This is a genomic window from Patescibacteria group bacterium, assembly GCA_034520665.1.
GTDB lineage: Bacteria > Patescibacteriota > Patescibacteriia > JAXHNJ01 > JAXHNJ01 > JAXHNJ01.
The window spans coordinates 217,726-241,636 of record JAXHNJ010000001.1 but is presented as its reverse complement, the minus strand read 5'-3'; the positions used below and the strand labels follow the sequence as shown (position 1 = coordinate 241,636).

Sequence of the window (23,911 nt, the reverse complement as noted above, 5' to 3'; positions counted from 1 at the left end):
TTTTTTAAATAAATATTTTTGAGATGGGGCTTAATGGCTGTTATATGAAGAGCTTATATAGTAAATTAAAGCCAAGCGACCGAGAATATAAGGCAAAACTTAAACTTAGTTAAAATATTCTGTAGGGTGTTTTAGCCAGCCCATTAATACAAATACTACAACTATTCCCGTGTACAAAATTGAAATAATGATATCTTTTACCAGATCTTTTTTTGTATATTTTTCTTTTTCTTTTGAAAAAACATCTTTAACTCCATGATGCAACATCATCAATCCAATTACATTAGTTACCCAGTAACCCAATATCATGGCCGGTAAAAATAGTTCTTTTGAAAAATATCCAAACGGTAAAGCAAAAACATAGGCCAGGGGAATATTTACAAATAAATCATTCCACCATGATATTGGTGAAAGTGCATAGCCAATTATGGCTAAAATTCCTCCTTTGATTTTACGCTTCATATAGTTTTATTATTTTTGTCCAGGTCCGCGTAATATTAAATAATTAGATAAATTATATTATGCATTTTAGAGCAAAATATGGGTGAGGGGCGAGCCGAGTCCCGAACCGCATACGCTGTGTTATACGCCCCGACGACCCTGAGCTTGTCGAGGGGCGAACTGTATATCTCTCTTATTATATGACGTCCGTGGAGTGGAATGAAAAAAAAGCGGCAGTATGAGGCAAGCAATTTTGCGTTATAATACTTACTGGCATTTGTTTTCTATGCATTTACATTCATAACTAGGATCTCCCTCACAAACTAAACTGGGGCGCCTATTTCTTATTTCTTCAGGATATTCGTAATACTTGTTACCGCAACCACAATGGTCAGGCCCCCACCACATCTTACAATCATCATCATTCACACAGTAATATATGTTGTCATCATATTTTCCTCTGGTAGATTCTTCTTGTGTATTACTATTATAATTTACTGTTGTATATTCTTCTTGTGTATTATTTAGAATAACCCATCCACCTGAAACAATAACTATAATTGATAAGGCGATTATTCCAATTTTCAGTTTAGTTTTCATATTAAAATAAAAAGATTAATTGATATTAATAAATTTTTCTAAACAAAATCACCCCATAATATTACCATAATATCAGGTTTTGGAGAAGTTTTTTAAAACTCCACATCAAATGCGTGGATAAACTCCACGTCTGTTTTGCCTGTAGGCAGGAATGCCTAAAATCCAAAACTCCTTATTTTGTTTCCATTAACTCTACATTATTTACTCCCAAAATAAAGTATGGATTTTGAGAATCAGCTCTTTTCATTACCACCCAATATGGTTTATCTAAAATAAAGTTTTTAATTTTTGGTTTTTTACTTGGTCCAGCTGATGTAGGTAGCATTGCTATCACGCCCTCATTCTCAACTTTTGCTCCTTTTTCATCCATATCAAATTTAATGTTTTCAAACATTTGAGCGATATAATATTCTTCAAATTCTTTATTGGCTAAATACTTTTCAATTAATTCAATATAATCTCTATGATAATCAAGGTGTAATTTTGGAGCTTTAAAACGATCAGATCCTCCAATAGTTGCAAGATAACCTTTATTATTTTGATTTATTTCATCGACAATCGCTTGTGGATTTTTCATATCATATCCTTTGGCTAAAATCAGTTCATCGTTTTTGTCTTTTAATTGTAATCTGATAATAAACTTATCATCGTCATCATACTTAATAATTTTTATATTTTCTTTTTGGGCTTCGTTATCTGCAATAAACCCTGCTACTTTTTGTCCGTTAAATGAAAGATCGTCCTTTTCAAATTTTGTTTTATATTCTACTTCTTTCAAAAAGTAGGCATAGGAAATAATATCCGTTGGATCTAAGCTCATTTTTAAATCACCAAAACTTTTTGATGGAAATTTCTTTCTTGATTCACGATTAATTTCATCAACCGTGCTTTGTCCATAGCCACTTTTTACATAATAACTTTCTTCATCTAAATCACTTTTAGAAAAGGGAGCGTCATTTAATTTTGATACCATTTCCAAGGCAACTTTATCATCAGTATTCAATTGTAACTTTTCATGCAATATATTTTCATTCAAATCGTTCCAAGCTAAATTCATAGCTCCGCCCCAGACATAATTTTCTTTATAATAACTTCCGAGGTAATTTCCAGAAATATTACTTTTTGTATCTTGAATAACATGCGATTGATTTGGAATATTGTTTGTTTGAGAAAAATAATGCCAAGTAAAAAATGCCATTATTATTACGACAATTCCGATTCCAATAATTGTTAGTTGTTTTTTCATAATATTTTATTAAAAATTAAAATTTTATAAGTAATTCGTTTTCGGAGTAAAGCGCCTGTTCCGCCTGTTAGCGGGGGAGAAAACACCTTACTTGTCCGCCGTAGCTTCTTGACCACCAAAGTTTTAACGAAGGAGATTAGCAAAGGCGGATACCCCTTTCTAATAAAGAAAAAATCAAATTTAATCCTTTTTGAAAGCCTATCATTTTTCATTCAATTTCATTTTGACAGGCTTTTTATTTAATTAGAGATATTTGCTTAAAAGAAAAAGATTTTAATTATTTCTTTTAACTATTTATTAAAATAATTCTTCAAAACCGAGACGGCTTCAGTACCTCTTATTTTGCCCCTGCCAATATAGCCGGTAAAAGTGAAACCAATATTTTCTTCAGATTTTTTGAGTTCAGATAGACCCGCTTCATAAGCCTCTTTCATTGGAAGAACAATTCCTTCTTGACCAAAAGATTCTTCAACATCTTCTTGCGTTGCCACATAATATTCAGTAACAAGCCAAGGAAGATTATCTCTTACAGAAATTTCATCAGCCACTTCTACCATTTTTTGAGTACTTTCTTTGATTTCATCTGCTGTACCAGCATGCCAATTTCCCAAGCCAAATAAATCTGCCTTTTTTCTAGATATGCCTTTTTGATTACTCCAACTATCTAAAGCGCCGCTTTTAATAATTATTTTACCATTATAAATTTTTCTAATTTTTGGAATTAAATCATCATAGAAATTATTTGTATATTGGTAAACTTTCTCAATAGTATATCCATTAGTATATAAGAGAGTCTCATACTCATTAATCGGAACGAAATATTCAACACCATATTCTTCGGCAATTTCCGCCCATTTTAGAATCATCTCTTTGAATCGGGGATTTAATTCATCAATATTATAATTTTCTCTTCCAACCTCAAAAGCATCAGGCAAGTCAGGCACAAAGCCCACACTAAAACCTTCTTGCTTGGCCATCAACATTCTGTCTATAACAACACGCTCGGCTTCCTCTTGAGAGAGGATACATTTTTTAGAATAACAAGGCTGAAAAATTTTTAATTCCCCATTTTCAATTCTAGTTTCTGCTTGAACAAAATATGTATTAACTCCTAAATCTTTTAATTCATCACTAAAATAAAACAAAGTAGCTGTATTTGTTCCTAACTCAAACAAGGCATTTATTTTTGATGGATATTTTTTAGTTAAATCGGTTTTTTGTTTTTTGCTTTGAATATCTTCTTGTGAAGGTTCCTCGTAACCAATATCAATAGGTTTTCTGGTATACATAGACTCATAGAGTTTTTCTGCAAGCCAATCTTTTTTTTCTTCCTGGTTAAGATTTTGGGGTACGCCCCTGGGATCTAATTTTTTACCAAACAAGAAAAAAATAAATCCTAATATGACAATTATTAAAACTGTAATTGTTGTTTTCTTTTTCATAATATAGATTTTAAATTAAATATAATATATAAATTTATTCCTTTTGAAAGCCTATCATTTTTAATTAAATTTCATTTTGACAGGCTTTTTATTCAATAATCATAAATTTGTTTTTTGTTTTAATTTCTGTTGTTAAAAAGTTCAACGTAATCTTTATAAATATAGGATTGTCCATATTTTTTGTCTTTGTCTTTTGGTGATAAAATTCCCATTTTAATAAATCTATCAATAACTGTTTGCGCACCGGCGCGGGTAAAACCCGTCCAATTTTGGATAACTTTAACATTTACAATTGGTTGTTCGTAAAGTTCAGACAAGACAATTGTCGCACTTTCGGAGGCGCGCTTTCCAAGTTTCTGAATTTTCATCAAATCTTTTTGTCTCAGAATAGTAATTTTGTCTACTATATCAATAGCTTCATGGGCTATTTCAATAACGCCATCCAGGAAAAAATCAATCCAATCGTTTACCTTGCCATGGTGATAACCGAATAGTTTTTCGTAATACAGTTTTTGGTGTTTTTTAAAAAAAGACGATAAAAACAAAATTGGTTTTTCTAAATAACCTTCTTTCCACAAATAAAAAGTGATTAACATTCTTCCTGTTCTTCCGTTTCCATCTAAAAATGGGTGAATTGTTTCGAATTGAGCGTGAATTAATCCGGCTTTGATTATAGTCGGAACAGAGTCATCTGAATGTATAAATTTTTCTAAATCGCTAAGTGCATTATGCATATCATGAACAGCCGGAGGAACAAATCTGGCATTATCCGGCCTTGTGCCACCAATCCAATTTTGACTTTTGCGAAATTCGCCGGGATCAGAAAAATGATTTGCCCGAGCTTTGTGCATCAACTGTTTATGCAATTCACGGATAAATCTAAGCGCCATAGGAAAATTATCCGTTGTTACCCGCTTCAACCCATAATTAAGAGCTTTGATATAATGCAAAATATCATCAACATCTTCAGGTATATTTGTATTTATTTTTACTTCCGCCTCAATGGCATCAATCATTGTTGCCATAGTTCCCTCGATTTGACTTGAAGAAGCTGCATCTTTTCGCAAATACATCAGAAGAAAAAAATCCGAATCAGACAATAATTTAGTAATACCATCAAGCTTGCCGAGTAATCTAGTGGCTTCATTGTTCTTTTTCAAGATTTTTGGCTCAAAACTAAAACCTTCCTTTGGTGGAAAAGGATTGGGAGTAAAAGCTTTAAAGCCCTTTTTTTGTTCTATATTTTGGCCAATTTTAGCATTTTTCATGGTTTGTTTACATCTTTATTACAATGTATACAAAGTATATATGTTTGTATACATTCTGTCAACAAATGTATATAAACATATACCTCCTCTTAGTATTAGATGGGCTTTCTTTCTTAAAATTTGATTTTTTCTGTTTTGAATTTTGGGCAGAGGCCTGCCCGCAACGCTTCGCGTAGCGAGGCGGGCGGGGGTTAGGGGTGCCTGCCCGCCTCTGGCGGGGAGAAAACAACATATACCCCTTTCTAATAAAGAAAAAACAAATTTATTCCCCTTTTTGAAAAGCCTGTCAAAATTCCTTATAAAAAGGAAAAAGATTTTTTGAATGGCATATAATGTTTGCGTGTATGAAAAATTTCTGGAGTGTAGCGGAGAAAATTTAGAAAAATTGCGAGCCGAGCAATTTTTTTTATCCCTTGTTAGGCGAGGGTTAATTTTGGCTTCCTTATTATTTTATCAAATAAAGGCTAAAATGAAAACGCAGCGTTCCCTTGAGTTTTGATTGAATAAAATTTTACTTTTTTATAAAACAACCAACAAGGTACATTTTAAAAATATTTAAAAAATTATTGTCAATTAGTTTTTCAAAAAATATTGACATTGGCACGAGTGGCTTGCAGAATCCAAAATATTCAGGGTTACCAGCTCTTATAATTTCATAATTATGAAATCCTGTTTCTTCTCCTAATTTTAGTAACCTTAAGTAAATATTTGCTCTGTAATATGTAGGATGCGTTTCTTTTCCCTTTTTTAATAATTTAATTCTTAATAGTGTATGAAAAAAATGGGGTAAGATTTTACTTAAAGCCATGATAGGGTTTATGATGTTTGGGGTAATAAAAATAAATATTCCTTTAGGTTTCAGAACTCTAGATATTTCTTTAAAAACAGTAGATGGATTACGCAAATGCTCTAAGACAAATTCAGAAATAACAATATCTACAGAATTATTGCCTAACGGGATGTGTTCTAAATCAGAAACTATTTTTTTATTTACGATTTTATTTTTATCTAATAATCTTTTGTTTATATCAACGCCAATAATTAATTTCGGCATAAACTGAAATTCTGATATTATTCCATCACTTCCGCAACCTGCATCTAAAATGATTGAATTGCTATTAATATAATTTTTTAAATATTGCCTAAAAAAATATCCTCCTGTTTTGAATTTGGGATATACTTTAATAAGTTTTTCCTTAATATACTCTTTTTGTTCTTTATTATTATTGAAAAATATTGACATAAAAATTTTATTCAAACAAAGGTTCGCCTAACATCGGGCTTATCAGAAGTTTCTGGAGCGTAGCGGAGGCAGATATACGCTGTTGTCCGACCCGAGCGTAACGGAGTGGAGCGAGAGCGCAGCGTGGCTTGAGTTTTACTTTAAGAAATATTTTTTATCACACCATAGATAGCTATTTTCTTTTTGTTTTTTTTTGCCCACCAAATATCGCCATACGACCAATGCCAATATTCTTTCGGATAATTAGACAAACCAGCTTTTTTTAGAGCGGTGAACATTATATTTCTATTTTTTTGAATATATTGTGGAAGTTTAGGCTGAAATGATTTTGCATTTTCTTGATATATTAGTTTTGAGCTTTTCATCGGAACTTTTTTGCCATTTTTCAATAACCTCAAATCTACTGCACCACCTGTCATGTGCCCAGAGGCATATTTTCCATTTGAAGGAGCAACATATTTTTCGACTTCTTTTACAATTTTATTTTTAGGCCAGCTGGGATATTTTTTAGAGAAACGTTTTATAAACCACTGTGTGATTTCCTCTTGGATATACTGAGGTCTCCATGCGTCATCGATAATAAACGTCATACCTCTGGGCAATTCCTTTTCGGCATGCAAAATCATTTCAGCCACTGTTTTTCGAAGATATGCCGTTTTTTCTTTTCTTATTCGCCGCCCGCCCAGGTCTATCTTGATATTTGGGCACAACTTTTTTATATCAATTAATGGCTCGTTACATTCTTTTATATTTATCATAAAATATTTCTTAAAGAAAAATTTTGCCTAACGTTTGCGTATATCTGATGCCCCGAGCTTGTCGAGAGGTATGGGTGGAGACTTTTGTAAAAGCCGTAACCAGATATGCCGTGTTAGCTGATGTAACTAAATTCGCGAGCGACAGCGAGCATTATTCGGGCAAATTTATTTTTATTTATATTCTATTATTAAATTCCTTTAAAACAAACTCCTCAAAATCTAAATTTGGATTTTTTTCTTTTTCTTTTGTGAAATCCTGGTAGAATTTAAATATGATTTCTCGTAAATCATTTTTTTCAAAAGCGTCAAAATATTCTTGACTTTTGTTTTTAAAATCTTCAAATGTGTTTATCTGCAATTGGGCGCAACGATTTTTTAGACTCTCTTTTTTCGAAAGTAAAGAATTAAATTGTTCTTCATCTAAGCTTTCAATTTTTTGAACAAAATCATTATAAACTATCGGTTGCTTCCCGTGTTGAAAAACATCATTGTAAGTTCTGATGAATTCTTCGCAAAGTAAACTGTAATATTCTTTCCCATAGCCTTGCTCAACTTTTAGTTTATCACTCGCGAGATTGCTTATTTTTTGTTTTTGTTCATCTGATAATTTTTTATCTAGTTTATCAACGATCGGGTTAATGATGCAATGCAAGAATTCATGCTCTAAATTATGCGGATTATCGACATGTGAAGAAATATAAAGATTATCCCCAAAATTAAAAGCGACTCCCGATTTTTCAGACATTAAAAAATCGGTAGGGAGCAAGACTACTTCTTTAGTTTTTGTTGTATTAGTTTGTGGCCTAAAAAAATCAATCAATTTTTTTATTCTTTGTTTGGAATCTTCTATGTTTTGCTCTCGTATTTTGATATCTTCAGATGTGGCTTTGTCAAAATCTTGTTTTAATGCTTCTGGTAATTTATTTTCTAGATCATTGATTGCTTTCAGAAGATTATTTCTTAGTTTCTCAGGTTTTTTTACGCACTCTTTATGTTTAGAAATAAATTCAAGCAAAGATTCAACCCTGTCTTCATCGTCGTGTGTTAAAACAATGTTGAATAATGTTTCCCCATCAACGCCGTCGTCTTCTAGAGCTTTAATTTCTTTTAATAATTTGATTGATTTTTCGTCAAGAGGATTTTGTTCAAAATATTCATCTACTCTTTGAGATAATTCATGGTCGTGGCTACCAAAATCTTGATTGTAGCCTCGTAATAAAATTGATAAAAGCGTTGCGCCCTTTTCTTCTCTAATATTAATTTCAGGTATTCTCATAGTTTCAGCCTTATTTTCAAGAGGAATTTTTTTTTCAATATTATTCATAAATAAAAATAAATTTGTTCCAATAATTTTTCGACGATAGCAGAAGAGAATTTAGTTATTTCGTATAACATCGGGCTTATGAGAAGTTTTCGGAGCGTAGCGGAGAAAATTTGGGAAATTTGCGAGCCGAGGGGCGAACCAGATACACGCTGTTATGTGACGTAGACAGAAATTTCTTTTCTTTATTATTTTTTTGGCAATTTATTGATTACTTTCCGCTATTTTTTTTATAGTATCTATGGATAGATTTTGATCAAACTCAAAAACGTTTTTTACTTCTTCTTTGCCTTCTTCTTTGTCGCTAAGTTCTTTTTTGAAAGATATATGAACGGATGGTTCGTTTTCGCTGTTTAAAATTTCTATTTCAAAACCCTCATTAAAATCAAATCCCTGATTATTGAGAGCTTTGACAAACTCATCTCTTTTTTCTTCACCTTCTGTCTCTTCTATTGCTTTAGCCAAAAAACACTCGCCAACACTTAAGTGGGTGCCAAAATATCTTTCTAAGGTATCATCATAGTTTTTTTGTGGGTCCTGCACCAGTTTATCCCATCGTTTAGAAATGCTTAAATATTTTTCAATTATTTTTGCTACATTTGAAGCACTTTTCAAATAAGTAAAACCTTTAGTATCATCTTTTTCTTTAGCCAAACTATCGCTTTCCTCAACTAAAAATTTTAGATATTGACCCTTTTTAAAATTTTCTAAAGAGATTTTACCAAAATCACTTTCCATGTCCAAATCAGAATCTAATCTTTTATCTACGCTAATTTTTGATCCAACTTTTAATCCCTTATTTAATTTATCTTTTAATTCTTCAAAAGTTTCTTCCCCTGTTATTTCTTCCTGATTTCCAGACATTCTAAAAGAAGCTGTTTCCTGTGCTCTTTCACGGGGACTACCAAAGACGACTGATTGCCTGATATTTAGAGTATCACTTTTCTTTTTACTATTTTTTCTACCCTCTTCTGTTAGTCTAATTTTTAAATCAGATTTTGATTTATCCTTTTCTTTTTCCGCATGGCGAAAGAATGACAACTTTATTTTTGATGTATATTCTGGTTTTTCTTTTTCAATTTTACTAAATTTTTCTAATGATTCCATATTTTTTTGATTAAAAATTTATATTTTAAGATTTATAATATTATATCACAAGCTATGTTCAACCTATTAAATTGCCAAAGAAATTCTAAAAATAATTAAAGATTTCTGGCTATTTCACCTAACGTCAGGGATTTGAGAAATTGCGACCGCAGAGAGCAATTTGGGTGGTGACTTTTGTAAAAAGCCGTAGCCTCATACATGCTGTTAATATAATGTAATTAAATTCAACGAGCGTAAGCGAGTTATTATTGGGCAAATTTATTTTTATTTTTCTATTATTTAAAAATTATTTTAAAATAATAATAATCCAACAAGGAAAGAGGTTGTGTTTATGACAAATGATACTTTTAGCATATCTAAATATTGTTGTTTCAATGCGAAGAATAGTAATGCTGATTCTAATAATATAACCAATATTTCTAAAACAACAATTGAGAAATAGTTAACAGGAATAATGAAAATAAATGAATTTATCCATAAAAAGTAACAAAGCAAAGGGTGTGTTATAAGATTGGCAGAAATAATCGTGACAATGCTTTTTTTATTCCTAAATCCTAAAATATAAGCTACAGATAACTCAATTACTAGAGTGAAAATTAGAGCTAAAGAATAGTATTCAAATCTCATTTTTTTCTCATTTTAAAAAGTACTACAAAAGATATTATTACTACAGCCAATACCGCTCCGCCAATAATAATGTGTTGCGGCTCAATTAAATCAATAAATGTTTTTGGCTCTGGGCTTGAATTAACGTTTGGCTCTGGGTTTGAATTAACGTTTGGTCCGTAAGGTGTATCATCTCCATAATTTATCGGCACTAAGTCTGCTAAGGCTTTTTGAGTGGACATTAATGAGAAAATACTAAAGACGAAAAAGGTTGTTAGAACTGTTTTTAATTTTTTCATAGTTATTATGATTAAATTATAAATTTATTTTGAGTTGACCTTTAAAATAATTATACAGAAATTTAAAACTAATAAGTAGCGAACTTGCTGAAATTATGATTATTATTAATGCAATCCATTGAGTACTTAAAAATGACTTAGCCCCCAAATAAACGGGAATGGCACCGATTATTAAGGCCAAAACTGTTAAACCAAAAGCGGTAGCTGATCTGCCTGGAAGCATATTTGATAATGCTGTTAAAGTTATCGGCATAGTAATTTGAAATAAGAATGCACCTATTATTGCAAGTATTGGTGATCCTTGAAAAAAAGAAAGCAAGGGAGCGGAAATTATTAGAGCAAAAATAGCAGTTTTTATCCAACCAAATTTATCAGCCAAAAAACCACCTAAAGCTTTTCCGGCGACTACTGCAATAGTTAGAGAAAACAGCAAGGCAATATTTGCTTTCCAGGCGAAAACAGCGGTCAGACCATATAATGCTCTTATTGATACGGATAGCAAGAGCAATAGTATTACCAATTCAAAATAATTTATTTTAGGTTTAGTTGATATTTTTTGATAATTAATCTCTGGAATTTTACTAAAAATAATAAATAGACATGAAGAAATAAGTAGTAATGCAAAAGGCCAAAAAATAAATGAGCCACTTTTGCCAATCAAAATTCCAATTGTCAGTCCTAACGCACCCGGCGCAACAAAAATTCCAGGAGCGGTTGCTTTTTGTGGATTGAAATTCAAACTAATGCTTCCTCCGCCAACATGAAAAAAAGCATTCCCTAGTCCAGATAGTATTATCACTAAAGCTGGAATGTTGAATAGGAAAAAAGAAGACAAAACCAAAGTACAACCAATAAATGCGCTTTCTTTAGGAACTTGATACTTATCCACTAACAATCCAAAAGGTGCTTGTAATCCAAAAGCAATTATATTGTAAGCCACAACAAAAATAAAAACATCACTTGCGTCATAACCATGATATAGCAATGTACTAAAAACAACTATCGCACAGCACAAATCTATAATTCCATGAATGATGCTATATCCTGATAATGTTATAATTTGATTCTTGTTCATATCTTAAAAAATAAAATAAAAATTTGTTCCAATAATTTTTGGCGATAGCCAAAAGAATTTAATTATTTCATCTAACGTTTGCGTATCATGCGCCGTGGAGCGAAGTGGAATAACATATATACGCTGTTAGGCGATATTGTGCTGATTTTTATTTCGCAAATTTAAAAGTAGTCAGAATTTGCTCAAAAGTATTTGTATTGTTTTCAGCTTTTTGTATATTTTCTTCTGATCCTACGCTACAAACAGCTCCCCTAGCAATTTGTATAGTAGTATTTTCATCTTTGGCAATATAAACATCTTTAGAACAACAACCCAAATCGCAAACAGATGTAACATAAGCTTGATTGGCGTTAATTTTTATTTCCTCTAAGGAAGGCTGAAAGGGCGAATTGCTATGATTTTTTCCTACCTTGTCTAGCACACTTTCAATACTCTGATCCATGATATAAACATCAAGATAAAAAAATTCAACACTAGTGTTGAAAGATATCTTTTTTACCACCTTCCAATCTTCCCAATATTTGGGTTCCCATTTGTTTTCTTCAGTATTTATATCGTCATAAGACGACTCTTGAGGGGTCCAGTCATTTGGATATTGCAGTTCAAAATTGTAATCTCTATTCTCATATGTCAGCCAGCCAGTATTCGTAATGACAGTATTGGCAGATTGTTGCCACCACCAAATACCCACTCCAATAATGATGATAATAATGACTAGGATAAATTTATTCATGTTTCTTTATTTAGGTTATATACTGGATAAAATCAGCACAACATCGCCTAACGTATCGGCTTATGCGAAGTGCGAACGTAGTGAGCATTTGGGAAACCGAAGTGCAACGAGGTTTCCGCATAAGCCGTGTTAAGTGAGCCGAGCGATAGCGAGAGTGCAGCGTGCCGACCGAACAGCGAAGATGTGAGGGAGAGTTGCCGGGCCAGGATTTTTACTATCCACTAATTTGTAAATATATTGTGTTCACACAACCATTGCAGGATTTATTAATATTTTCAATTGTTTCAAAAAATTCTTCACAAGAAACCTCTTGAAAAACACCATTTTTATTAAGCTCAAATTTGTTTCCACAAGGATCACAGCTGCTTTGGTAATGAGAAGCAAGGATCATTTCTCTTTTTTCCCCATATGTTTTGTAGAGTTCCTCGGGAGTATCTAAAAAGTCTTGTTTACTATATTTTCGCGAATCAAAATATCCAATTTCTGCAAAACCATCCATGCAATTGCCATGACACTCTATTTTACTTTTTTCTTTGCATATCTCTAAAACATTCCGAGACACATTTTTCGATATTGGTAATTGATTTTGATTGGCAAAAAAGAAATATATAATTGTAATAGAAGCTACTAATAAAATGGTGATTGTTGTGATTAGGATTTTCTTCTTCATAATATTGTAGTTATTTTGTATAGGTTAATAAAACTTTTGCAAAAATTTGTTATAGCCCCGCAATTTCATATAACGTATTGGGCTATACGAAGTTTTGACGAAGTCGAAATTTGGGCGAAAGCTGAAAGCCGTAGCCGTATAGCCCTTGTTAGACGACCCGAAGGGCAAAATCCGAAGGGTTTTAAGTGCGAGCGAGCCGTCATAAATTTTATTTTATTGTAAATTCTTTGATAATCTTTCCGTCTACAATAATTTGATACTTACCCTCTGGAACCTGCTTTTTTAATTCTCTATGAATGATTTTGCCTTCACATTCTTCAGTTGTTTCAACATATTCCTTTTGATCCCACACAAATGTTTCATGAATAAATTTATTCCGACAAGTAAGTGCATCGTTACAACCCCGACACCATTTCTCTAGGAAATCACAAAGTTGATAAACTGGTTTTAAAACCATTTTCCCATTCTCACAATATTGATCAAAACCCGAACCTATTTCTCCTATACAGGAATGTTTTAATTTTACCGACTCTTCATTAAATTTAATTATAGAGAAAGGCAAATCATCGGTGCAAATTTGAACATTATCATCTATCTTAAATGTTATACTTTCGCCTTTTTTGTATGTTTCTTCATTGGGGACATTTTCCGATGGTCGGTTACTCAAAATCCACAATACACCAATTAGAATAATTCCAATAATCAAAAATCCCATTAAGATCTTAATTTTTGAATCCATAATAATTTTCATCATAAATTATTTTAAAGCATATTCTATTTATAAATCAATCAGCTCGCTCGCATTTCGTCTAATATATCGCGATTATCTGAAGTTCTGCGTAGCAGAATTTTGGGATTTTTCGCAGGAAAATTCCAGATAATCGCTGTTAAGTCGTGTGAGGCATTTATGTCGAGAGCCTGCAAGGCGTCACCGAGCAAAGCGAAGGAGTTTTTTCTTCTGCGTTTAAAAAATTTAAATCTCTTATCTTGGGGTGGGGAGCGCGCTCTAATTTAATATGAAGTACATTTAAAGAATTTGAAGTCTTTCTCCACCATATTCCCTGAAGAAATATTTATGAAATTTTTATCATACTGATAAACATCTCTTGGCATAACGAAATATTCTCCAGGAGCCAAACTGATTTCATAATTCCCATTAGTAACCAGAGTTTTAGCACTAGATTCAATTAAGTTATCAAAATCACCATCTCCCAAAGTATCTAAATCACTTTTTAGAATAAAATAAATATCACCACTAAAATCAGAATAAGTTCTTTCTGGGCATCCAGTACAATCTTCATCTGCACAGACACAAGGCATACAATCCCCCTTACCATATTCAATGTTTCCCTTTGCTCCAGTATTTGAATCTTGAGAATTCTCGGAGCCATTTTCATTTTGAAGTTGGTTTTGCAGCTCTTTTACATTAGATTGCAATTGGCTATTTTGTTGCTGTAAATTTGTTATTTGATTTTTAAGATTTTGTATTTCTTGTGATGCAGATGTAGGACTTTTAATTGTATAGCCTATATAGAAAGAAGCTACAATTAAGATTACTCCAATTAAAATATATAATGTTTTGTTCATATAATAGTTTAATTTACTCAATCTTATAAAGGTTTCTAAAACTTCAATTAAGTTTGTAGTTAGCGCGCTTCTTTGCGTGGGAAATATATATTAGAGATTTAAATTTTTAGCAGAAGAAAAAATTCGACTTAACTCATTATTATACAAATTGATTTCGTATAATCACCTCAAATTTGTTTATTATACGAAATTGTGAAAGTTTTGAACCGTATAAAATTATGCCTTAATTATAGCTATTTTTGATTAATTAATCAAACTTAAAAAACCGGGGATTACCCGCTTTTGATAAATTAAATAAATTTTATATGAACTTTATTCCTCCTGCCAGCTTTCCCCCTGACGAACCAATAACTCATCAGCTTTCATAGGCTGGGCCATAATTTCTTTGACTACTTTTTCCATACGGGAAACCTGCGAGCCTTTAATTAAAATAATATCGCCTTTATGAATTCTGTCCTGAAGAAATCGCGCGGCTTGGTCAGCATAGTCAAAAGAAAAAATCTGCATCTCATGCATACCTCTTTTTAAAGCTTCCTTGGCTATAATCTTAGCCTTTTGACCCACCGTGATTAAAATATCAGCCACCCCGACTACTTTTTGACCAACCATAGCGTGTCCCTCTTGAGTAAATTCGCCCAGTTCAGCCATATCTCCCAAGGCAGCAAACTTTAAAAACCTTTTACTGCCACGAGGCAACTTTTTCATAGCTTTGGGTTTAACGGCCCGAGGCATATCCTGGCCCAAATTTATCTTACCCAAAACTTCTAAAGCAGCCAGAGAGGCCTTGGGCGAAGAATTATAACTGTCGTCAATAATTAAAGTGCCTTTAATGCCCGGCAATAAATTCATCCGTCCGGGAGGAGAGTGATATTCTTTTAAACGGTTAGCTATAGTCACCAGATTAAGACCATAGGCTAAACTAACAGCGGCCGCTACTAAAGCGGTATAGACTTGGTGCTCGCCGACTACTCCGGGTAAAAAGAAAGGAGCCGTGGAGCCGTTATATTTTATTTTAAAACTTAAACCCTTTATCTCGCTTCTTTTTAAACCATCTATCTTCTGCTCCTGCCCATAGCTTAGGTTTATTTCCGAAGCCTGTACCTCGGCTTCTTTTGACAAACCATAGGTAGAAACACTAGCTTTAGTTTTTTCTTTCATTGGTAAAACCAACTCGTCATCAGCGTTGATTAGAGCAAAACCGTCTGGCGGTAAATTTTTAATAATGGAAGATTTTTCTTTGGCAATATTTTTTAAAGTTTTAAAAAACTCAGTGTGAACCGGAGCCACCGCCGTAACTATTCCTACATTTAACGGTATAAACTGGGTTAAATATTCAATATCACCCGGTTTATCAGCCGCCATTTCTAAAACTAGTACTTTAGGATAAGGGTGATGCCAAAGCAATAATTTAAAGGCTTTAAAAAATACAGCCAGCCAGCCAAATACTGACCGGCCCGGAGAATGATAACCAATAATGGTTAAAGGTACTCCTATTTCATTATTGTAATTGCCCTGGCTCTGTCGCACGGAAAACTTGCCCGATAAGACGGTAAAAATAGCCTCTTTAGTTGAAGTTTTACCGACTGAGCCAGTAACTCCAATAACATCCGGCTCATATTTATTTAAAATACGCTTTGAAAAAAAACGCAGTTTTTTTTCTAATATTTTTTTTAGTAATCTTTTCATTTTTATTCAATATCCCGACTCGGGGGAATAGAAAAATAATTAAGTAAAAATTTTGACATCTCGCCAAAAAGCGGAGCCGCTGTACTGGCAGCCCATTCTACTGTACGCGGCCGGTCTACCTTAACCAACATAGCAAATTTTGGGTCTGAAGCTGGAGCAAAACCAGCAAAAGAGCCAATAGTATGATGTTCTTCATAACCGACCCCGTTTTTTTTTGGTACCTGAGATGTTCCTGTTTTGCCAGCTACAAAATAACCATCCACCCCAGCCCGTTTACCATGACCTTTTTCCACTACGTTAACCAACATAGCTGATAAAGTAGTGGCTGTTTTCGGGTCAATAACCTGCCTTATCTCTTCAGGCTGACTTTTAATTATCGAACCGTCCGGTTTTCTGATTTCATCAACTATATAAGGCTTCATTAATTTGCCCTTATTGGCAATAGCCGAAAAAGCATTAACTATTTGCAAGGGAGTAACCGTAATACCCTGACCAAAAGAAGCGGTAGCCGCGTAAATTTCCTTGTATTTTTTTAAATTATTAATACTGCCGCCCAGTTCAGTGTCCATTTTTAGGCCCGTTTTCTCACCAAAACCAAAATCTTTAACGTATTGATAAAAAAGCTTTTCTCCCACCTGGCGCATAGCATAAATAGCTCCGGTGTTTAAAGATTCTTCCAAAACTTGAGTCATAGTCTGCTCACCATGAGCTTTTAAATCAGAATTTTTAATGGTGTAAGGCCCGATTTTTTCTTCGCCGGTATCGGTGTAAGTGGTTTCTGGAGTCACCTTGCCCAAATCCAAAGCACTAGCCATGGTAAAGGCTTTAAAAACTGATCCGGGTTCGTAGGTATTGTAAATAGCCGGATTTTTATAAACTTCAATATTCTCCACTTGATTATAATTATTAGGGTCAAAGTCAGGATATCCGCACATAGCCAAAATTTTGCCTGTTTGAGGCTCCATAATAATCATAGTCCCGGAATCAGCTTTGTGCTTTTTTACCCATTTTTCTAATTTTTGGCAGGCTGTGTATTGAACCGTCTGATCAATAGTTAAAACCAGATCATCTCCATCCACGGCTTCTTTTATATCCATACCGCCAACCGTAATCCAGCGGCCACCCGCGTCTTTTTCGGTGTCTAAGTAACCCTGCTGGCCAGCCAGTTCCTGATTAAAATAACCTTCAATACCATATTGTCCCACCGGCTGATCAGAATCCTCTCTCTGGCCAACATAACCTAAAACATGAGAAGCAGTCTCATTTTCCGGATAATATCTTTGGGTTTCCTCCCGGGCCTCAATACCCTCAATTTCCAGAGATTTTACTTCTTCCCATTTTTCATCAGAGACAAAATGTTTAATCGGTTCAAATAAATCCTCTTTTTTAGAAAGCCTTTCTAAAATTACCTCCTCCTCCAAATCAAGTAACTGGCCTAATTTTTCCGCTGCTTTTTGGGGGCTCTTGATTTTCTCAGGCACGGCGTAAATAAAGTTTACTTTTTTATTAGTAGCTAAAGGAAAGATTTCTCCATCTTTTAAATAATTTTTAGCAAAAATACTGCCTCTCTCCGGCAAAAGTTTTTCATAAAGGCTATGTTGTCCTTTAGCTAAAGCATCATAAAAAGGATGCTGCAAAACCTGTATATTAAAAAGTTGTAAAATCAAAAAAAAGGCAAAAATAAAAACAATCACCGCTAAAAAATTTATACGGTCGTACTTTATTCTTTTGCCTCTTTTTATTTTTTTTCGCTTATTCCGATAGACCATAAAAAATTAAAATATTAAATTTTAGTTTACCGGAAATATTCTTTAAAAACAAGTTAATCTTTCAAAACCACAAAGGGAGCTTTCACTTCCAGATACTCCACTTTTTCTGCCAGCTCTAAGTCTAAGCCTTTTGAAGCCTGGGCAATAACCTCCATAGATTGCAGCTGAGCTGTTTTCATTTCCAGATTTTTATTTTCTTCTTTTAAATCCCCTACTCTTTTTTCTAGTTCTTTTATTTCAAAGCCTCGGATAGAAACATTATTAATCACTGCCAGATAGGCCAAGCCAGTAATAATCAAACATAAAAATAAAGCCACACTCAGCTTTTGGCGGCTGATTTTTAGCTTACTTAAAAAGCTCGGTTTAGCCAGACGAGATCTTCTCTGACTTTGGAATTTCTGGGAAAATTTTGTCATTTTTATTTTTCTCTTTATTTATTTTTTCTATATTTTTTCAGCTATCCTTAATTTAGCACTGCGGCTTTTAGGGTTTTTCTTGATTTCTTCTTCAGAAGCTCTAACTGGCTTTTTAGTTATAATCTTTAGGCTTTTTTCATGGCCACAGCGACAAACCGGAAATTCCGGCGGGCAAATACATTTTTTTGCCTCTTTTTTAAAAAAGTTTTTAACTATTCGGTCTTCCAGTGAATGAAAAGAAATTACGCCCAGTCTACCTCCTTTTTCCAAAATTTCTAAAGTTTGGGGTAGAGCTTTTTTAAGATTATCCAACTCGTCATTAACTTCAAGGCGCAGAGCTTGAAAAACCTTAGTAGCCGGATGTATTTTATCTTTTCTTTTTATAAAAGGTTCTTTTTTATTTATATTATATTTATCTTTGTAGGTATTAATTATTGCCTGTACTAAATTTTTTGTTGTTTTAAACTTTTTCTTTTTTCTTTTTTTTACAATTTCTCTGGCTATAGGAACAGCTAACTTTTCCTCACCAAATTTTTTGAACACCTCAGATAATTTTCTTTGAGAGTAATGGTTTAATATTCCGGCGGCTGTTTTTTCGGTTTCGGCCGGATTATAGCGCATATCTAGTGGCCCATCAGTTTGAAAAGAATATCCTCTAGATTTATCCTCGAGTGTAATTGATGAGAAACCAAGGTCGAGTAAAATAGCATTAATTGTAAGTAGATTAAACTGTTCATTTTTTATTTTTTTTATTTGTTTATAATTGGCCTGGATTAAGTTAATTCTTTTTTTGTATTTTTTCAGGTTCTCCCTGGCTATTTTCAGGGCTTTTTTATCCCAGTCCAAACCAATCAGCTTTCCTTTCGGAGCTATTCTAGCCAAAATATGCCGCGCGTGCCCCCCGCCACCGACTGTTAAATCAATGACATTATCACCTGATTTTAAATCAAGGTATCTTATAACCTCGTTTTTTAAAACCGGTATATGCACAAAATGAAATAATTTAATTTAAAAGTATTTTAAACGCCTAATCCTTCTAAAGCCTCGGCGATATCGCTGGATTGTTTTTCTGTATTGGTTTTATATTTATTCCAGGCTAACTTATCCCAAACTTCAATGCGATTATAGAGACCGGCTACTACCACCTGCTTTTTTATGCCGGCGTATTTTCTTAAGTAATCTGGTAAAAGCACTCGCCCCTGCTTATCCACTCCCACTTCCATAGCTCCGGCCAGCATTAAACGAGCAAAGGCCCGAGTGTTAGCTTTAGATATAGGTAAAGAAGCTAACTTATCAGCTAAAGCTTGCCACTCTTTTTTTGTATATATAAAAAGACACTTGTCCAATCCCCTGGTCACTACTGCTCCCTTAGATAAATCACTCCGGAATTTTTTGGGAATGGCCAGACGGCCTTTTTGATCAGTTGAATGATAATATTCGCCAATAAACATTTTATTTGTGGAAAAAATAAAGTTTTAATAATTTAAGTGAAAAGTGTTGTTCGCTAAGGCTTATCCACAGAAATGATTACTTATCCCCACATTTATCCACTTTTCACCTCTCATTTCCATTTTACCCCACAATAGTTTATTTGTCAACCACAATACTTTTCCACATATATGTCAATCCCCCACTTTTATAAAGGTGAGGGGTGTAAGCAAGTAGTTATTATTAGAAAACTTCTGTTTTAAAGTAAAATTAAAAAGCGCAGACCAAAAAAGCCTGGGCTATATTATATTTTTATATTTTCTTATTTTAATAAAACCCCAGTTACCCCTTTCAAACATTACATTTTTTTTAAAAAAAAGATCTTATATTCCTAAGCAAAAAAAATTACTAACAATAGCCTTTTAGCATTTGGGGTCTGAGAATTTTATTCAAGATACAAAAAAACAAGAAACAATAATACGAACAATAATAAAATTTCAAGTTTCAATTATCAAATAGGTTTTAATTATTAAAGTTTGAAAAATTGATAATTGGAATTTTTTTGTTACTTGTTTCTTGTCTCTTGTTTCTTAAATATTCTGGCCACAGAAAGAACCTAATAATTACCCCTGTAATTCTTTTTCCTGCCCAACACTAGTCTCGGGTCCGTGTCCGGGTAATATTCTGGTCTCTTTCGGTAGAGTAAAAATTTTCTTTTTTATACCCTGCCAGAGAACTTTTTCACTGGAGCCTGGCAGATCTGTCCTCCCAACTGTCCCAGCAAACAAGGTGTCACCGGAAAATAAAATCTTTTCTTTAGTTAAATAAAAAGAAACCCCACCCGGCGAATGCCCTGGTGTTGAAATAACTTTAAAAATCATTAAGCCCACTTTTATAATATCACCATCTTCTAAATATTCATCCGGCTTAAAATTATCCACTTCATAACCCATGCCTGAACCGCCCCATTCATATGAGCCTTTAATCAAGGGTATTTCTTTAGCAGCCATGGCAATTTTAGCTCCGGTAGTTTCTTTGATTTCCGGCACAAATGAAACATGATCAAAATGAGCGTGAGTAACCAAAATATATTTAACCTCCAGTTGATTATCTTTAAGATAAAATATTAACTCTTCCTCGGGATAGCCTGGGTCAATAATCGCTGCTTTTTTGTTCTTATCATTTATTACAAAACAATTATTCTGCAAGGGTCCTAAAATAAAGGGTTTTATTTCAACCATGGTTTTTTCGGTTTAGTAATATTCGGTTTTTTATCATAAAAAGGTTTAACAAAATTATTTTTCTTTAATTTTTTGTTTTCCGACTTTTTGATCAAATCCTTGATACTCTTAAATTCATCTTTTTTAAATCCAACTACTGCAATATTTAAACTCAAAGCCAGAGCATTAGCCACTCCGATGCCAATACGCAAAGAAGTAAAAGGCCCTGGTCCAGTGACTACAATTATTTTTTTAATCTTCTTTAATTGCTTTTTCGCTTTTTTTAAAACTTTTTTAATTAATGGAATAAGTTTTTCTGATTCATGAAAACTAGTTTCTAAACTTTCTTTAATAATATTTTTATTATCACCAATAGCCACGATTATTTTATTCCTATTGGCTGTGTTGATAATTAAATTCATTTAATTAATCCAACTTGTTTTAATCCTTTTTTAGTAATTGACACTGTTTTATATTTTAGAATATCTTTTGGCTGGACCCATTTGTATTCATCAGCTTCCCAATCTGTTTTTATTTTACCTGATTTGGCCTGACAAAGAAAGGTATGAATACGCCAGTCCTTATCATACTTTTTATCATCAAATCGATAAGGTGCGGCTTTTTTTATTATTTTAATTTTATCTTTATTTAAGTTAAGCTCTTCTTTAATTTCCCGGAAAACAGCCTTTCTTGGCGATTCTTGGTCATCCACATAACCACCAACCCCAAACCATAAACCCTGATAAGTGCCCAATTTCTGGCTTCTTTTTAAAAGTAAAATTCGTCCGTCCTCTCTTTTAATAAATACGGTCACTACCTCATCAATTCTCTTTTTAAGATATCTGTCTGTCCACCTAAAAAAGTGTTTTATCACCTGATTGTGGTATTTAGCCGCTTTAAAACCATGATCCGCTCCTTTAATTATTTTAAAATCTGTAATATCAAAATCAAAGGTTTTATTCAATTCTTTACCCTCTTTTAAAGGCACTGAATTATCTTTTTCCGCGTGAATTAATAGAATTGGCTTTTTTATTCTAGCAGCTTTTCTTCTTATTCTATGTTTTAAAAAATCCTTAAAAAATTTGTCCCCGACCTTAAAAACCAAACCGACTGAATCAGTATACTTAAAAAAACTCATTTTATTAAGAAATTTTTTTTTCTTTTTAGTGTTTAATAAATTCCTTTCAAAATAAAAACGGTCAGTCACCGGCGAAAGCAAGATTAAACAATGAATATCCCAATCATTAGCCACTAAAATACTGGCTGCACCGCCCAGAGAATGCCCGGCTATAGCTATTCTTTTGACGCCTTGGTTGGCCACGTAATTATAAACCCTTTTATAGTCAGACAAGGCTTTAGATAAAGTAAAATCAATAAACTTCTCCTGACTCTGGCCATGAGCGTACATATCAAAAGCCACTAATTGATAGTCCTTTTTAGGAAACAAAGAAAAAAACCTGGGATACCAGTGCTCTTCTTTGTGTCCGGTAAAGCCGTGGCAATAAATCACAGTCGGTATCTTAGGATCTATTTTATTATCTTTAGAATACAAAACACAGGGAATTCTCTGACTTTTTTTACTTGACCGCCGTAGTCCATACGAAGGCGGTTTTTTTATAAAAAATTCTTTTCTCATAAATACTTTTTAAACCACCTAAAAAATCTTTCAAATATGTCCTCTCTTAAATCCGTTTTATGATAGCCATGGTCAGTCGGTGTACCAAAAATATTTTTTTCTTGCGCTGAAAGATTTTTATATAATATTTTTGAATCTTTTTTTGCTTCCGAAATAATAGAATCTTTTTCTGCATAATGCACCAGAGTGGGTATATTAATTTTCTTAGCTAAATTGAAAAGATTATATTTTTCAAAATCTTCGACAAATTTATATTTTAGACCGGGAAAATTTTTATCTTCTCCCCGAATTACCCCTTTATCTTGCCATTTATTTAAATTTTCCGGTAAAAATTCCGGATGGCCCGCCCCAATTTTTTTATAATTAGTTACTGGTACTGATAATACTAAAGATTTCAAATGATTGTTATTTTGTGAACTATAAATAATAGCCTCATAAGCAGAACCGGATGTAGCCATTAGACCGATTCTATTAATATCAACTTGATTATTATTCAAAAGAAAATTAACCGATGACTTCAAATCATTAGCTCCCTGGGAAACAGTGTATTGACTATAATCCCCCTGACTTTCCCCATGACCCGAGCGATCAAAGGCAAGAACTGCAAATCCTTTTTTTAAGGCAAAATCTGCGGCTAGCCTTGCTATCCCCTTTCTCCCTCCTTGATATCCGTGCATTACAATAATTACCGGCGGTTTATTAATATTCTTTGGCAGATATAAATCACCGACTAGTTTTTGATTTAAATTATTCTTAAATAAAACTTCTTTTCTCATAATACTTTATTTATAACCACATATTGTGTTTCTGGTATTTTGATAATTTTTAATTGGCCGTTTTTTTCCGATAATTTTTTTAGATTACCTTTATCTTTTTCTTTTTCATAGTGAGCTATTGTTTTTACTGGCAAAATTCCCAGGCCTTCCTCTACCCTGGCTCGGCCATGAGTATAATAATACTGACTTAAAACATAAGCTCCAGCTGATGAACCAGCCACTACTTTTCCTTTAATTAATTGCTTAAAATCTTTTATTTTTTTCAGATTTTCTTTTAAACACTTCATCTCCAAGCCGCCAATAATAAAAACCACCTCGGCTTTTTTAATTTGCTGACGTAGAATTGAAGATTTTTCACTAGCTAAATCTAATTCAACTTTTTTATTATCTTTAAGATTTCTCTGGAACTTTTTTTTATCACGTAAAACTCCACTTTGCCATTTATCTCTTTGTCTGGCAAAAGGAATTTCCAGCCCTTTTACCGGTGATTTTAAGCCCTTGACTATTTCGTTAAAATAATTTTGGTTATGAACATTTTTTACTTTTGTTTCCCCACCATGGAAAATAAACTTTGTCATATAATT

General features: G+C 33.1%; 25 protein-coding genes. All 25 read right to left on the bottom strand.

Annotated elements, in window-relative coordinates; genetic code table 11:
* Nucleotides 1-105: 105 nt before the first annotated feature.
* Complete coding sequence (locus tag U5L76_01260; protein MDZ7798226.1) at nucleotides 106-462, bottom strand: hypothetical protein; 357 nt, start codon at nucleotides 460-462, stop codon at nucleotides 106-108.
* A gap of 246 nt (nucleotides 463-708) precedes the next feature.
* Complete coding sequence (locus U5L76_01255) at nucleotides 709-1,041, bottom strand: hypothetical protein (GenBank protein ID MDZ7798225.1); 333 nt, start codon at nucleotides 1,039-1,041, stop codon at nucleotides 709-711.
* A gap of 172 nt (nucleotides 1,042-1,213) precedes the next feature.
* Nucleotides 1,214-2,287 carry a hypothetical protein gene (locus U5L76_01250; GenBank protein ID MDZ7798224.1) on the bottom strand — a complete coding sequence of 358 codons (1,074 nt, stop codon included), beginning with the start codon at nucleotides 2,285-2,287 and terminating at the stop codon, nucleotides 1,214-1,216.
* A gap of 290 nt (nucleotides 2,288-2,577) precedes the next feature.
* On the bottom strand, nucleotides 2,578-3,729 hold the full coding sequence (locus tag U5L76_01245) for a hypothetical protein (GenBank protein ID MDZ7798223.1): 1,152 nt from the start codon (nucleotides 3,727-3,729) through the stop codon (nucleotides 2,578-2,580).
* Nucleotides 3,730-3,848: 119 nt separating this feature from the next.
* The gene (locus U5L76_01240) at nucleotides 3,849-4,997 is read right to left on the bottom strand and encodes a Fic family protein (protein ID MDZ7798222.1); all 1,149 of its coding nucleotides are present in this window, start codon (nucleotides 4,995-4,997) and stop codon (nucleotides 3,849-3,851) included.
* A 511-nt stretch (nucleotides 4,998-5,508) separates the two neighbouring features.
* Nucleotides 5,509-6,240, bottom strand: a complete 732-nt coding sequence (locus U5L76_01235) for a class I SAM-dependent methyltransferase (protein MDZ7798221.1) — start codon at nucleotides 6,238-6,240, stop codon at nucleotides 5,509-5,511.
* Between the two features lie 140 nt (nucleotides 6,241-6,380).
* Nucleotides 6,381-6,998 carry a M15 family metallopeptidase gene (locus tag U5L76_01230; protein MDZ7798220.1) on the bottom strand — a complete coding sequence of 206 codons (618 nt, stop codon included), beginning with the start codon at nucleotides 6,996-6,998 and terminating at the stop codon, nucleotides 6,381-6,383.
* A gap of 175 nt (nucleotides 6,999-7,173) precedes the next feature.
* Nucleotides 7,174-8,322 carry a hypothetical protein gene (locus tag U5L76_01225; GenBank protein ID MDZ7798219.1) on the bottom strand — a complete coding sequence of 383 codons (1,149 nt, stop codon included), beginning with the start codon at nucleotides 8,320-8,322 and terminating at the stop codon, nucleotides 7,174-7,176.
* Nucleotides 8,323-8,523: 201 nt separating this feature from the next.
* On the bottom strand, nucleotides 8,524-9,426 hold the full coding sequence (locus U5L76_01220) for a histidine phosphatase family protein (protein ID MDZ7798218.1): 903 nt from the start codon (nucleotides 9,424-9,426) through the stop codon (nucleotides 8,524-8,526).
* Between the two features lie 623 nt (nucleotides 9,427-10,049).
* Nucleotides 10,050-10,331, bottom strand: coding sequence for a hypothetical protein (locus U5L76_01215; protein ID MDZ7798217.1), 282 nt, complete (start codon nucleotides 10,329-10,331; stop codon nucleotides 10,050-10,052).
* 16 nt (nucleotides 10,332-10,347) lie between these two features.
* On the bottom strand, nucleotides 10,348-11,406 hold the full coding sequence (locus tag U5L76_01210; protein MDZ7798216.1) for a hypothetical protein: 1,059 nt from the start codon (nucleotides 11,404-11,406) through the stop codon (nucleotides 10,348-10,350).
* 148 nt (nucleotides 11,407-11,554) lie between these two features.
* Entirely contained in the window at nucleotides 11,555-12,139 is a 585-nt protein-coding gene (locus tag U5L76_01205; protein MDZ7798215.1) for a hypothetical protein, read from the bottom strand.
* Between the two features lie 214 nt (nucleotides 12,140-12,353).
* Nucleotides 12,354-12,809: a hypothetical protein gene (locus U5L76_01200; GenBank protein MDZ7798214.1), complete on the bottom strand. Its 456-nt coding sequence runs from the start codon at nucleotides 12,807-12,809 to the stop codon at nucleotides 12,354-12,356.
* A gap of 208 nt (nucleotides 12,810-13,017) precedes the next feature.
* Nucleotides 13,018-13,548 carry a hypothetical protein gene (locus U5L76_01195; protein ID MDZ7798213.1) on the bottom strand — a complete coding sequence of 177 codons (531 nt, stop codon included), beginning with the start codon at nucleotides 13,546-13,548 and terminating at the stop codon, nucleotides 13,018-13,020.
* 272 nt (nucleotides 13,549-13,820) lie between these two features.
* Nucleotides 13,821-14,396 (bottom strand): hypothetical protein, encoded by a 576-nt coding sequence (locus U5L76_01190; GenBank protein MDZ7798212.1) that lies wholly within the window; start codon nucleotides 14,394-14,396, stop codon nucleotides 13,821-13,823.
* A 312-nt stretch (nucleotides 14,397-14,708) separates the two neighbouring features.
* A complete protein-coding gene (murF, locus tag U5L76_01185; GenBank protein MDZ7798211.1) occupies nucleotides 14,709-16,082 on the bottom strand; it encodes a UDP-N-acetylmuramoyl-tripeptide--D-alanyl-D-alanine ligase in 1,374 nt (457 codons plus the stop codon).
* Between the two features lie 2 nt (nucleotides 16,083-16,084).
* The gene (locus tag U5L76_01180; GenBank protein MDZ7798210.1) at nucleotides 16,085-17,851 is read right to left on the bottom strand and encodes a penicillin-binding protein 2; all 1,767 of its coding nucleotides are present in this window, start codon (nucleotides 17,849-17,851) and stop codon (nucleotides 16,085-16,087) included.
* A gap of 53 nt (nucleotides 17,852-17,904) precedes the next feature.
* Entirely contained in the window at nucleotides 17,905-18,267 is a 363-nt protein-coding gene (locus U5L76_01175; GenBank protein ID MDZ7798209.1) for a hypothetical protein, read from the bottom strand.
* A gap of 27 nt (nucleotides 18,268-18,294) precedes the next feature.
* Nucleotides 18,295-19,257: a 16S rRNA (cytosine(1402)-N(4))-methyltransferase RsmH gene (rsmH, locus tag U5L76_01170; protein MDZ7798208.1), complete on the bottom strand. Its 963-nt coding sequence runs from the start codon at nucleotides 19,255-19,257 to the stop codon at nucleotides 18,295-18,297.
* A 29-nt stretch (nucleotides 19,258-19,286) separates the two neighbouring features.
* Nucleotides 19,287-19,718, bottom strand: coding sequence for a division/cell wall cluster transcriptional repressor MraZ (mraZ, locus tag U5L76_01165; GenBank protein ID MDZ7798207.1), 432 nt, complete (start codon nucleotides 19,716-19,718; stop codon nucleotides 19,287-19,289).
* 600 nt (nucleotides 19,719-20,318) lie between these two features.
* Complete coding sequence (locus U5L76_01160; GenBank protein ID MDZ7798206.1) at nucleotides 20,319-20,936, bottom strand: MBL fold metallo-hydrolase; 618 nt, start codon at nucleotides 20,934-20,936, stop codon at nucleotides 20,319-20,321.
* Nucleotides 20,924-21,337 carry a tRNA (adenosine(37)-N6)-threonylcarbamoyltransferase complex dimerization subunit type 1 TsaB gene (gene tsaB / locus U5L76_01155; protein MDZ7798205.1) on the bottom strand — a complete coding sequence of 138 codons (414 nt, stop codon included), beginning with the start codon at nucleotides 21,335-21,337 and terminating at the stop codon, nucleotides 20,924-20,926. The genes U5L76_01160 and tsaB overlap by 13 nt, the downstream gene beginning before the upstream one ends.
* The gene (locus U5L76_01150) at nucleotides 21,334-22,551 is read right to left on the bottom strand and encodes an alpha/beta fold hydrolase (GenBank protein ID MDZ7798204.1); all 1,218 of its coding nucleotides are present in this window, start codon (nucleotides 22,549-22,551) and stop codon (nucleotides 21,334-21,336) included. The genes tsaB and U5L76_01150 overlap by 4 nt, the downstream gene beginning before the upstream one ends.
* A complete protein-coding gene (locus U5L76_01145) occupies nucleotides 22,548-23,327 on the bottom strand; it encodes an alpha/beta hydrolase (protein ID MDZ7798203.1) in 780 nt (259 codons plus the stop codon). The genes U5L76_01150 and U5L76_01145 overlap by 4 nt, the downstream gene beginning before the upstream one ends.
* Nucleotides 23,324-23,905 (bottom strand): Type 1 glutamine amidotransferase-like domain-containing protein, encoded by a 582-nt coding sequence (locus tag U5L76_01140; protein ID MDZ7798202.1) that lies wholly within the window; start codon nucleotides 23,903-23,905, stop codon nucleotides 23,324-23,326. Before U5L76_01140 ends, U5L76_01145 begins: the two co-directional genes overlap by 4 nt.
* Nucleotides 23,906-23,911: the final 6 nt, after the last annotated feature.